Below are 12,976 nucleotides of genomic sequence, written 5' to 3' on the forward strand. Positions count from 1 at the left end.
ATTGCGGAGATAAATGTTACGGAAAAAAATTAAGTTTATCGTTATCGACGACCATCCTATTTCACGTGAAGGTCTCGTTTACCTTATCAACAATGAAAAGGATTTTTCCGTCGTCGCAGAGGCAAGCAGTGCTGAAGAAGCACTGAAAATCATCAAAGACAGGGAAGTCGATTTTGCCCTGGTAGATATCTCGCTCAAAGGGATCAATGGCCTGCAACTCATACGAAAATTGACGCACGCCTATCCGAACCTGAAAATTCTCGTTGTCTCGATGCATGATGAAACCCTCTACGGGGAGCGGGCGATCGATACCGGAGCGGACGGATATATCATGAAAGAGGAGACCTCACACAAGGTGTTGAAAGCGATCCGTCAAATCCTCTCCGGCAATATATATGTCAGTGACGCGATGAAGCAGCGGGTTTCACTCGGTATCATGAAAAAAAAACAGACCCTTGGCTCGAGTATTGTCGATAAACTGAGTGACCGTGAATTCGAGATATTCCAGCTTATTGCGAAAGGCATGGGTCCGGCACTGATCGCCAAAAAACTTAATATGAGTGTTAAAACGGTCGAAACCCACAGAAACAACATAAAAATTAAGTTCAATCTTTCAACTGCCTACGAGCTGCGGGAGTTTGCCATCAACTGGTTTCAAAACAAATACGGATGATCCGAATCACCCCGCGATATTCCCGTTACTCCCTGAAACAGCTTTCGGGAGGCCCGAGGTAACTCGGTGAGATCGTCTTCGTTTCAACGACGAGCTTTTGAAGGACGATGCCCGGATGGACCATCCAGAACTTCAATACATGCCCACCCGCCTCTTCAATCCGGTGCCGTGAACAGGTCACATTTATATTGTCGCTTACCATCCTCAACCATGCTTTATAAGAGAAATGCTCGTGGATATTGACAATCTGCGGGGTGGCCGAGTCGAACGAAACCGCGTAACATAAACCGCCGGTGTTGAGGCAGTCGAGTGTCGGCGAAAGATAAACCCGTACCGCAACATCGCCGGGATTCCTCACGTATATTCTATATTCAAGCCGGGGACTCTCCCCGCCCGGTCTCTGTACCGACATGGTCACCGGAAATGTCGTCATCGCCGAACGTGTCCTGCCCAGCGAAGGAATACACTTCCAGGTGATTTCATCCGTGTCGACCGCCCTGCTGTAATGTTCGGCCTCGAGGGAAACGTAACCGTTTCCCTCGATAAATCCTTTCACCGCCTCTTCACCCTGACTGCCGGGTTTATCGACTGCGGCACTCACCGCAACAGGCTTCTTTCCTGTTCCGGTGACATGAAGATGCGCCCGGTGTTTTCCGGCCGGGACCGCATTCCAGTCACACCATATCCGAACACGCTGTTCGGTTTCGATCACCCCTTTGTCCGGCTTTGCGTGAAGCCAGTTTCTATCGGTCTCGACAGAAAAGCGAAATGGTTTTTTCCCCCTGTTGAATATCTCGATATAGTAAACCTGTCTTTTGTACGAATCGAATTCGGGCAAAACGGCATCACAGCCGGATGCCGGCCACCATTCTTCCGATCCTTCAATAGCGACCCCCATATCGGCAACGTCGGGGAGCGTAATCTCCTTCACATCGGGCAGGCGATTGATTTCCGGCTGTTGCCATGAAATATACCCGATATGAGTCTGATCCATTATATGATTCCATTTGCCCCCCGACAAATCATGATTGTAATATGATGTATATTCGGCGTCTTTGCTGAACAATTTCCTCGCGAGGTCCGCCATATCGTTAGCGGACGCCCTCCCCTGTCTCGCATAGAGACGGTTTTTCGCGACCGCCACATATAGTTCATTCAGATTGGCACAGGCCGATACCATATAGTGGACAAGTTGATAATAGGCGTCCTTGTATTCTGCGGGAAGCCTGCGATAGATCCGTTCGCTCGCTTGCCTGCATTCATTGTAATCGGCAAGCACGGTTTCGGCCTCACGGTAATTGACAAGGCTGTAGACATGCGGCGAGAGAAGCTCCGGCTTGCGGCGGCTGTTATACATGGTATAACGGGAAATAATATCGGCAATTTCCGATGCGTATTCCTCCCCGAACTGCCGGCTGGCCCACCGGCGGGTGTAATCGTTCAGGTCACAGACGGACCATCGATCGGCATACCACGCGTGGTCGAGAAAAAAGTGTGCGGGAAACTCCATCGGTTTAATGTCCCCTACATTGACGATCCAGATCCGGTCCACACCGTATTTGTAGGCGAGATTCATCTGTTCCCATGTTCTCGTTATCTGGGACGTATTGACCCATTTGTAATTTCTCGGCGCGCCCACATAATCGAAATGGTAATACATACCGTATCCGCCGCTTCGGGGCTGTTCCCCCTTCAGGGGCAACTTTCGTATATTCCCCCAGTTGTCGTCGCAGAACATCATGGTCACGTCATCCGGTATTTTCATCCCCTTTTCATAGTACTCCTGAACTTCTTTGTAGATTGCCCAGAGTTGCGGCAGATTGCCGGATTCCCTGCCGGTCGACTCGGAGATAATGCACCGCTGGTCGTTCACGATCTTTTCAAGCAGGGATATGTTTGCTTCTTTGGACATCGGTTCATCACCGTCCCCCCTCATCCCGACGGTAATAATACTCTCATACCCGCTTATCCGCTTAACGCCGGTTTCCCAGAACTTTTTCAGGATATCCTCGTTTTTCTCGTAATTCCACGGCCCGTCCCCATACATCTGCCATTCGCTGTGGGCACGCATCATCGGTTCATGATGAGACGTTCCGATAACGATCCCATATTCGAAGGCGGTCTTCGGATTGGCCGGATCGTCGTCATAAAAGGCATGACCCCACATCGCGGGCCAGAGGAAATTCCCTTTCAGGCGGAGAATCAGTTCGAAGACCTTTTCATAAAAGCGATGAGTAAAGCCCCCGAAGTTTTCATTGGCCCATTTGGTGAGGGCCGGGTATTCGTCGTTGATGAAAATACCTCGGTACCTGACGGCCGGTTCGCCTTCCGTATAACAACCGGGCAGGACATAAAGCGCCCTGCGTTTTGTTATCGGTACATCGGCCCAGAAATACCATGGGGAAACACCGATCCGGAGGCAGAGGTCGTATATTCCGAATATCGTACCCCGCTGGTCGCTTCCGGCGATTACCAGGGCGCGTTCGACACCCGGAAACGGGGTTTCGACCGTTTGAATGATGAATGACTCCCACCTTCCTTCAATCATCCCGGATGCGATCTTCTTTTTTTCCGCAAGCCCGTCAATCAAAGAGCTTTTACCGATTGTTCCCGCACAAACGATCTCCCTGGCCCGGGGAACCGTATCGAAAACGAGGTCCGGTTCCGTACCCGTTACACGCCCGATATCGACGGCACATTGTTTGAACGCCTTTTTCACTCCCGTAAAGTCACCGGTATCGATGTATAACGGTGCAGACAGCCCCTCATCCGAAAGAACGAATGCCCCCGCCCCCTTTTCATGCGTAAAAGTGATATATTCATTTTTCTTATCGTTTTTCGCCATCATTTACCTCCCGTTTGTCTTAGGCTTGTCTCGGCCATATGCCCTCAATCCTATCCGTTTTTTAATCTAGTTTTTTTGACTACTATCTGCCGTCTTGAGTCACAAGACAATACCCCTTCGGTCCGACACATTATTTTTGATAATTTTCCGGCCAATTTCCTCAAATCAGGTTGACCATTATTTTAAAAATGCATATCATCATCTCGCCGGTGTGGCCATTAACCCGAAAAAAAAATCAAGGTTGTCAGCCGACCCCGAAAGAAAACTCGACCATTGTTGGTAAAAGCAGATGTTGAAAGAGAGTATAGGAAATCATTTTAGCATAGGAACCTCACTTAATAAAGATCAATTTACGGGGAAAGATGAAAAAGCGGTAAAAGTTCTGAAAGAAAATTTCAACTCCATCACCGCGGAAAATGCCATGAAATGGATGCACCTTCAGGAAACGGAGGGGAGATTTACTTTCGAGACTGCCGACCGGTTTGTCGGGCTGGGCAGGGAACTCGGCATGTTCATCGTGGGCCATACTCTGGTCTGGCATAACCAGACGCCGGAATGGGTATTCGAGGATGACTCCGGTAAACCCGCCGATCGCGAGACACTGCTTCATCGTATGCGGGAGCATATCGTTACCGTTGTCGGCCGTTATAAAGGAATGGTCGGCGGATGGGATGTCGTCAATGAAGCCGTCAGTGCCGACGGCACGTTGAGGCCCTCGCGATGGCTTGATATTATCGGCGTCGACTATATTACAAAGGCCTTTGAGTTTGCCCATGAGGCGGATCCCGGGGCCGAATTGTATTACAACGATTACTCGCTCGTCGATCCACCCAAAAGGGACGGCGTTATACGGCTTGTCGGCGATCTTCTTTCGCAGGGCGTTCCGATACACGGCGTCGGGATGCAGGGACACTGGGCACTTGATTTTCCGGTGCGATCTGATTATATTGAAGCGAGTATACGGGGTTTTTCGGATTGCGGAGTAAACGTTATGATCACCGAACTCGATGTGGACGTTCTTCCTTATCCCGGGGCAGACAGGGGTGCCGATGTTTCTTTGCGATATGATTACCAATCGTCATTCGATCCGTATCCGGAAACACTGCCGGATGAGATCCGGCAACGCCTGGCGGACCGTTACGCCGGGTTGTTTCGGATTTTCAAAAAAATGAGCGACAGGATAGGCAGAGTGACGATATGGGGAATCAGTGACGGGTATTCGTGGCTGAACAACTGGCCTATGCGCGGCAGGACCAATTATCCGTTATTATTCGACCGTGACTATAAACCAAAGCAGGCGTTCTATGAGGTGCTTAGAAGTATGTCGGCGTGAAAATCAATGCATACCTGAAACGCACTACGATAATTGATGTTGTCTCACAACCTCAATTACTCGTGTTTAGAAGAAAATAATTGAGGCTGTCTTGCAACCTCGTTGTTTTATGGAGTGATAATAATAACCACTATATACAGCGCCATTTGTATTGAAATCAAGCTGTATATCGTGTCGCGAGGTTTTGAAACAGCCTTATTCCAGGGTGCGGAACAACCTCAATTTGATGTGAATATCAATATATTTTTTATCAATTAAATAGAAGGAGTACGAATTATGGATTATGAGAAAGATCTCGAGATTGTTGCGGCGGGTCATACATGCCTCGATCTGATACCTGCTTTTAACATCGATCACAGCGTCGACAAACTGACGGACGTGCTGGTTCCCGGCAAAATGATCAATATGGGAGAATGTGTGGTTGTCGGCGGAGGCCCCGTCACCAACGCCGGCGTATCGATACGGCGTCTCGGCGTCAAGACCGAATTAATCGGAAAGATCGGAAACGATGACTTCGGGAAACAGATTCTTCGGTGGTATGAAGAGCACGAAGGCCATTTCGAAGGGATTAAAGTGGTTGAAGGAGAATCAACCTCGTATACGATCGCGATCTGTATACCGGGAATCGACCGTTTTTACCTGCATCATTGCGGTGCAAACGATACCTTCGGGTATGACGATATGAATTTCGACCTCGTCAAGCGGACAAAGCTTATGCTTTTCGGCTATCCGCCATGGATGGCGAAACTGTACAGGAACAATGGCGCAGAGTTAACAAAGATACTCAAAAAAACAAAGGAATTGGGAACGACGACCGCCCTCGATCTTTCTCTTCCCGATGTCAACAGCCCCGCGGGCCAGGTCGACTGGTCCTCCATTTTGAAAGACTGGGTACCATTGTCCGACATCATGGTACCGAGTGCCGAGGAACTTTTTTATTTTCTTTATAAACATCAGTTTCTCGAAAAGAAAAACCGTCTTGGACCGAAGGAAAGCGTTCTCGATCACATGACAGTCGACGAGATAACGAGGATGGGTGACGACCTGATCGCAATGGGCTCCGCCATCGCGATGGTAAAATGCGGACACCGTGGACTTTACATACGAACGGGAGAAAGCAGACGGCTCAAAGAACTGGGCGCGGCCGGAGGTTCGAATATCGAAAACTGGGCAAACAGGGAACTCTGGTTCCCGGTCTACGAAGAAGAAAAATTCGTGGGTGCACTCGGTTCGGGCGATTCCGCTATTGCCGGATTCCTCTCGGCCTTTGTATGGGAACATTCGATCGAATCGTGCCTCAGGTACGCAAATGCTGCAGGCAGCATGAACGTCACCGTTCCCGACGGATTGACATGGAACAAGGGATTCGATGATCTGACAAAACGGATCAAGGCAGGATGGAAAACCAAGGAATTGAAGATAAACGAACAAGGCTGGAAGTACGAGAAGGGATTCTGGGTCGGACCGCGTAACAGCGGCAAATGGGAATCCTAAGCAGCCTGACACGATAATTTGAAAACAAACAAGGAGACGAACAATGTCAAAAGAAAGAGATGCATTTGTCAGCAAAAAATTGGCAGGCATGAGTTTAATGGAAAAGGTCGGTCAACTCCTCACATTCACTTGGCGGGGGACGATTCTGACGCCAAGCGGTATCGAGCAGATTACACGGCTTCAATGCGGCGGTCTTTGCCTCGAACCCTACGCACTCGAGACCTCAAAAAACCTCTACTGGGGAAACACCCAGCTGGATAAAAATTTTAAAAAACCAAAGGATTACTTTACCATTTCAAATACCTATTTCAACGGTAAAACCTTCGGGATCAGCATCACCCCGCCGGACTACACGAAGGCACTGAATAAACTGCAGAAATTGGCGGTCAATCGCCCTTCAGGTATTCCTCTTCACATGACCATCGACTTCGAAGGCGATTTCAAAAACGATTACATGTCCGGTGGAATTCGGCAGTTCCCGGGACCGATGGGAATGGCCGCTATCGGCGATGTGAAACTGACGTACGAAATCGGCGCGACAATCGGCAGACAGCTCGCCGCCATGGGCGTCACCCAGATGTATTCGCCGGTCTGCGACGTGAACGTGAATCCGAAAAATCCCGAAATCGGGGTGAGGGCGTTCAGCGACGATCCGGAAGTATGCGCGAAACACGCCGTTGCATTGCTCAAAGGGTTCCAGGACAACGGTATCGCTGCCTCGGCGAAACACTTTCCCGGCAGGGGGGATTCGGCTACGGATGCCCATGATGTACTGGATGTCATCAAATCGAGCAAATCGAGAATGCAGGAAGTCGAGCTGGTTCCGTTCAAGGCTGCGATCGATGCCGGGGTCAAAGCGATCATGACGGCCCATTCCATATACCCGGCATATGATGCCGAATATCCCGCAACCCTTTCCGAAAAAGTGCTTACCGGCTTATTACGGGGTGAGCTTGGGTTTGACGGTGTAATCGTTTCCGATGCTATCGGTATGGCGGCCATCCTCAAGAAATGGCCCCTCCCGCAGGCATGTGCCATGGCGATCAAGGCCGGGGTCGACACGATTCTTCTCAAGGCGGATGATGAATCAAGGTCACAGTGTTTCTTCGGCATCAAACAGGCGGTCGAAAATGGAGAACTGTCCGAAGAAAGGCTGAACGATGCGGTCACCCGTCTTCTGAAAATGAAATACGATCAGGGGCTGTTTACCAACCCGGTCGAAAAGGATCCCGTTCAGGTACACAATACTACCGCGAGTAAACAAATCATCGATTTTTCGGCGGATGTTGCCAAAAAGGCGATGGTGGTCATGCGTGACGACAAGAAACTGCTTCCCCTGAATCCGAAACAGAAAATACTGGTTATCGAGCAGCGCATCCCGTATGAGTTTGTCGGAAAGGATCCGTACAATCACACGCACGTGTTCTGCGAAGCGATGGTCAACCACTCGCACAATCTTATTCTGGTCGATACGGCATTCGCCGCCTTTGAAGACGAAATCGCCGAATGTCTCGAACTTGCCAAACAGGCCGACATCGTCGTGATGACCAATTATTATGCCCGTATCGTCAAAACCGGCAACAACCAGCTTCTTGCCAGAAAACTGAAAAAAGCCGGACACAAGATCGTCGTAGTCACCAACAACCCGTACATCGAAGGAACGACTGCGGAAGCGGACGCCGTCGTCTGTCATTTCAGCGGCACTCCGGATTCGATCCGGCTTTCCACCGACCTGCTTTTCGGCAAAATAAAGCCGTGCGGAACGACAAAGGTGCCGGTAAAACTCAGCGCGCAAAAAACGGCCCCGCCGAAAAAACTCAAGGCGTTGAAGAAAAATCCCTTTGGTTTGAGTGGTTCGTAGGAAACATTCTCTAAGGTCTCCTTTATCCGCCGTAAGTATGAGTGAATATGTAAAGGGCGGATGAAAGGATATACAATGACGACAATTGTTACATGTAAGATGAAGGAAAGCCGGCCGCGGAGAAAGCGGTTGGCTTTTCAAAACCTTCCCGTATCGACAGCAAGGTCACGCTCTTCCAGGTGGTCGTCGGTCCGTATCGGTGAAATAAATGAAAGGTGAAAATAAACCGGGAAAAGGATTTGCCTTTTCGGCATGAATTTGAGTAACTTAACGTCGACGCCTTTCGGTCTTGAAAGACTGTTATGAAAAGCCGGATTAACGGGAGTGTAATAGCTGCACGCGGAGTGCCGTGAAACAACCCGTTTGAGGTTATCGGGATATTAATAAAAATACATAAGGAGACATTGATACATGCCAGCATCGAACAATTTCAATGTGAAAGATATCTTTACCATTTCGGGCTCACAGATATCGGATATTTACAAAACAAACAGAATGACGGTTCATTTCCAGGGAATGTCCAAAACACTCCAGTTTCCTCAGACGATCGCCCTCCAGGGCGCCCCCACCTGTTCAATCGGCATATCACCTGAGGGCCTGTACAACCGGCTGAACGACGCGGGCAGGCTTATCCTTCTGAATCAGAACGCGATTCAGCTGGGCTCCGCGCCCTTCATCCGTATCGGCGACACCTTCACGATGCTGACAACCAGGACTCCCGTAGCCGTCGAGGGTCCGGACGATGTCCCGGCTTTGAAAAATTATTATCACGCGCCGATCGCCGAAGACAACGTCACCATTTCGATCGCGACTCCCCTTGCGGAGTTGTCCTATAAAGTTGGAACCGTCGGAGTAAAACGAAGATTTGTCTCGCCGCTTGTGTCAGGGAACAATCAGGCCCTGATGCCGATCGGCGTCGAGGAGTATGAGGTAAAGAACGCATCGAACAAATCGAGGGAAATAACCCTTGTCATTCCCAGGCCTTCCCTGGTGAATCTTCAGGAAAAAGAACTCAAGCCGACCGATCAGGACAGTATTTATGTCTCGAGCGCACCTGTCAAAGGTCACCGGCACGAAGAGTTCACCTCGGGCTCACTCCGCGGGGTGATCATGGGAAGCCGGGAAAGTAAAAACAGAATGCTGATAGCGGTCCCCGACATTGACGGCCTCCGCATCGATGCACAACCGTATGTTCATCTGAACAGATACAAGCAGGATATGCTGTTGAACGCCGACGGTAGTTTTTATGAAAAGTACGAAGCCTGTTTCAACAACGATTACGGAGCCGCGATCAGTATTACCTTTTCCCTTGAGCCGAAAGCGTCGATCACCATACCCTTTATCGTCGTCCTCGATTTCCCGCAGCAACGATATATCGACGGGAAAATTTTTGACAGGAAATATAGTAAAAGCTTCAGCAACGATGAAACCAGGGTAGTCGATATGGCGCAAACGGCCTACAAGCACTATCGGGAATGGTGGGACCGGACCATGAACTTTCATAGCAGGTTGTTTGAGCTTATACGGCAAAGCCCCGCGTATAAAAAAGACAGGGGAGGCGCATTACGGGTACTCAGGCTTTTAATCAATGAATTCAGTTTTCCGTTATCGAACGCCGCGGTCTGGATCGAAGACAAAAACGGGAAGGACAAAGCCAGGTTTCTCGAGTGTTTCGATTATTCGTATATCGATCCTTCGGATGTCGACTGGTATTCGATGGTCATTCTGCTGCTTTTTCCCGAAATAGAAGAGGAACTCTGCCAGCGATTTATCGACTCGATTCTGGCGGAAGATCTGTCGGAACGCTTTTATCACTATCACTCCTCGTTTGTCGAAGCAAGGCTTCATTACGAGATGTTTCCTGAAGAATATGAAGACGTTGTAATGACGCAGATTCGTGATACCTTCAAAGTCAAGGGAAGTGTGGCGCATGATCTGGGAATGATGCCGAAAGGCCATGCATTGAGGAATATCAGCGATTATGCCTGGTACAACAACAACTACTGGATCGACCTCTACCCCAAACTTGTCCTTCGTGTATTGCGTAATTTCAAGTTCACGGGAAACCGCGATTTTATCAAGAAAAACTGGAATACCCTCAAGTTCGGATTCGAATACCTGCAAACCCTCGATATCGACGGGGACGGCATCCCCGAAGGGAATCCCGACGAGGTAAAAAACACCTTTGATAATCTCACCTTGTTCGGTATCGATGCCTATGATGTGACCATGTTCATGGCATGTTGTCTGGCCATGAAGAAGATGGCGATAATGATGAAGGATGCGGAAGCGGAAAAGAAATATGAAGAGGTCTACCTCAAAGTTTCTGAAATCTTCGAGAAGTTATGGAGGGACAAGACAAATCGGAAAGGCAACCGGCTTCAGTATTATATCACCTGCTATGATCCCGAGTCGGGGAAAACAAACGAGGATGTCTGGACCAATCAACTCGATGCAATATGGTCGATGATCGCCATGGGTGAAGAGCCGTTTATCCCGGCAGAAAGAATAAAGCAGATTCTCAAAACGATCTATGTGAACAATCTCACGACGATGGGCTGGTGTATGACCAGAACAGAGGACGGAGAAGAAGTGGAATCCGAACAGGGCCAGGATGTCTATACCACATCAAACTATGTTTTTGCACAGTTGCTTCATCATTACGGCATGACGGAAGAAAGCAAGGAAGTGTACAAAAAAATGGACAAGGTCGTATTCGAGCACGGCAACTCGCTTATTACGCCGGATAACCTTCGTGCGGAATACGAACTGGAAGACGGTGAAGAAAAAGAAGGCCCGCATTATATTGTCGCCGCTTACCCAAGGCCGGGAGCCATTTTATCCCACATCATGATACAATACATCATGGACCTCAAGCAGAAGAAAAAGATAGATGTGGTGGATCCGAAAGATCTGATTGACTTTATTACCGGCTTGAGAAAATAATACGGTGTGTGATTCTCATAGAAAAAATGCCGCGGCGACGAACGCCCTTATGCATTCGAGATGGGAAGCGATGCCTGCGGTTCGATTTTTCCGAAAAGGAGTTCAGCCGATACCCTGATCGAATCGGGCGAACCGCTGAAATTGCATACGACGGCGTCGGCCTCCGGGGTCGTCCCTTCCACATAGGGGTAATTGGTAACGACGACCACGGTATGTCCGGCATCTTTCAGCCGTTTGACGAGTCTCGCGTTATTGCCTGCCTTTTCGATGCGCGCGTAATAATTTGTCATCACGACCAGATCGGCCTGTTTGGCCAGCTTCAGGCATTCTTCGATTTCATCGTCCGTTGCATGAAAATCGGTATCGAGGAGAATCAGATTTCGCGACTGATTGACCATCGCTTCACAGAAAACATGTTGATGGCTGTAGGTGTCCTTGCCCAGAAAAACATAGGGGATACATTGTTCGACGACCAATATCCGTTGATCGGGCGCAAGCGGCAGGAGATTCTCCTCGTCGCGGACGATCATAAGCGCTCTACGCGCCGCATCAAGCGACAAGTCGATCACCTCCCTGCTGCGGACGATCGCACGGGTTTTTTCCGGGTCCATCGTGCCGGCTTTCTCGAACAACCCCTGATCGTATTTCATACCCAAAAGGCGGCGGACCGAATCGTCGATCAGGGCCTCGGGAAGTTCTCCCGTTTCCACCGCGTGTTTAATACCGAAAAAACATTGTGATCTCGATTCATCGTCCGCTTTCAACAATATTTCATTTACACCCGCCTTTATCGCCATCACGCAGGCTTTCGGAAGGGGCCATTTTTTGAGAATCGCCGCCATCCCGATCGCGTCGGAAACGATCACGCCGTCGAACCCGAGTTCATCGCGCAAAAGACCGGTAAGAATCCTTTTCGACAAGGTCGACGGGTATTCCTGGTCATACGCGGTATAGATGGTATGCGCCGTCATCACCCCCTTGACCCCCGCATCGATAGCCGCCTTGAAGGGGCGCAACTCGACCTCGTGCATTCGTTTCATGTCGGCCCGAACGACGTCCAGAACATCATGGGCATCGGTCGACGAGTCGCCGCGGCCCGGGAAATGTTTTGCGGTCGCGGCCAGGCCGCCGTCCTGGAATCCCCTGGTGAGGGCGGCGGCGAATTCGGCGCATACAGCCGGATCGTCACTGAATGACCGTACCCCGATTTCGGGATTTTTCGGATTGATATTGACGTCGCACACGGGCGAATATATCTGGGTCACACCAATGGCCGACAACTGCCTGCCGATCGTCAACCCGACGTTATATGTAAGATCGAGATCGCCGGTCGCGGCCAGACCCATCGGCGGCGGAAACTGCCTGATACCGCCCGCCGTGTAATCGTTTTTAAAATCCCCCTCGAAGTCGATTGCCATATGAAGCGGAACCCCCGAAGGTCGTTCCGTTACGGCGATCTTCTGCAGCTGATTGAGAATTTCGGTGTATTCTTCCGGGGTGACGCTTATTCCCGGATTGTGATTGTTAAAATAGGTATTCGCGATGGCAAAATATCCGGGCGGTTTGACAAAATCCGGGTCGAGCTGGGAATTCCCCCAATACAGGTTCTTGCATGTTTCCTGCGTATAAGGTTCGAGGCAGAGCCCGCCCGCGTGAAGCCTCACGATCTGTTCGATCCCGCTTGGGGTGATCAAACACCCGCGCCAGGTAAAGGTCAGCATATGGCCGACTTTTTCATCGAGACTCATACCGTCGATTTTTTGTTTGATAAATGCTTCCTTTGTCATATCCGCGCCTTTCTCCTTACTGTTTCAATAACGTAGA

The 12,976-nt window shown here is 49.8% G+C and carries 7 protein-coding genes; 5 read left to right on the forward strand and 2 right to left on the reverse strand.

What is annotated here, in order from left to right:
- The first annotated feature begins 13 nt into the window (after positions 1-13).
- Positions 14-673 carry a response regulator transcription factor gene (locus JW881_12345; GenBank protein MBN1698295.1) on the forward strand — a complete coding sequence of 220 codons (660 nt, stop codon included), beginning with the start codon at positions 14-16 and terminating at the stop codon, positions 671-673.
- Between the two features lie 25 nt (positions 674-698).
- Here JW881_12345 and JW881_12350 read toward each other — a convergent pair whose 3' ends face one another.
- The gene (locus tag JW881_12350; protein MBN1698296.1) at positions 699-3,521 is read right to left on the reverse strand and encodes a glycosyl hydrolase 115 family protein; all 2,823 of its coding nucleotides are present in this window, start codon (positions 3,519-3,521) and stop codon (positions 699-701) included.
- Between the two features lie 286 nt (positions 3,522-3,807).
- Between JW881_12350 and JW881_12355 the strand changes: the two genes are divergently transcribed.
- The 4 genes from JW881_12355 to JW881_12370 all read left to right on the forward strand — a co-directional run bounded on the left by JW881_12355 (position 3,808) and on the right by JW881_12370 (position 11,152).
- Entirely contained in the window at positions 3,808-4,851 is a 1,044-nt protein-coding gene (locus JW881_12355) for an endo-1,4-beta-xylanase (GenBank protein ID MBN1698297.1), read from the forward strand.
- Positions 4,852-5,127: 276 nt separating this feature from the next.
- Complete coding sequence (locus JW881_12360; protein ID MBN1698298.1) at positions 5,128-6,345, forward strand: carbohydrate kinase family protein; 1,218 nt, start codon at positions 5,128-5,130, stop codon at positions 6,343-6,345.
- Between the two features lie 43 nt (positions 6,346-6,388).
- Positions 6,389-8,206, forward strand: a complete 1,818-nt coding sequence (locus JW881_12365; GenBank protein MBN1698299.1) for a glycoside hydrolase family 3 C-terminal domain-containing protein — start codon at positions 6,389-6,391, stop codon at positions 8,204-8,206.
- A gap of 411 nt (positions 8,207-8,617) precedes the next feature.
- On the forward strand, positions 8,618-11,152 hold the full coding sequence (locus JW881_12370; GenBank protein ID MBN1698300.1) for a hypothetical protein: 2,535 nt from the start codon (positions 8,618-8,620) through the stop codon (positions 11,150-11,152).
- Positions 11,153-11,199: 47 nt separating this feature from the next.
- On the opposite strand, the gene JW881_12375 is transcribed toward JW881_12370, so the two are convergent.
- Positions 11,200-12,939 carry a glycoside hydrolase family 3 C-terminal domain-containing protein gene (locus JW881_12375; GenBank protein MBN1698301.1) on the reverse strand — a complete coding sequence of 580 codons (1,740 nt, stop codon included), beginning with the start codon at positions 12,937-12,939 and terminating at the stop codon, positions 11,200-11,202.
- Between the last annotated feature and the right edge of the window lie 37 nt (positions 12,940-12,976).

This window comes from Spirochaetales bacterium, from assembly GCA_016930085.1.
Lineage (GTDB): Bacteria > Spirochaetota > Spirochaetia > SZUA-6 > JAFGRV01 > JAFGHO01.

Coding starts and splice junctions, on each gene's coding strand:
- JW881_12375 (MBN1698301.1), bottom strand. CDS start 12,939: ATGACAAAGGAAGCATTTATCAAACAAAAAATCGACGGTATGAGTCTC.
- JW881_12360 (MBN1698298.1), top strand. CDS start 5,128: ATGGATTATGAGAAAGATCTCGAGATTGTTGCGGCGGGTCATACATGC.
- JW881_12355 (MBN1698297.1), top strand. CDS start 3,808: ATGTTGAAAGAGAGTATAGGAAATCATTTTAGCATAGGAACCTCACTT.
- JW881_12365 (MBN1698299.1), top strand. CDS start 6,389: ATGTCAAAAGAAAGAGATGCATTTGTCAGCAAAAAATTGGCAGGCATG.
- JW881_12370 (MBN1698300.1), top strand. CDS start 8,618: ATGCCAGCATCGAACAATTTCAATGTGAAAGATATCTTTACCATTTCG.
- JW881_12350 (MBN1698296.1), bottom strand. CDS start 3,521: ATGATGGCGAAAAACGATAAGAAAAATGAATATATCACTTTTACGCAT.
- JW881_12345 (MBN1698295.1), top strand. CDS start 14: ATGTTACGGAAAAAAATTAAGTTTATCGTTATCGACGACCATCCTATT.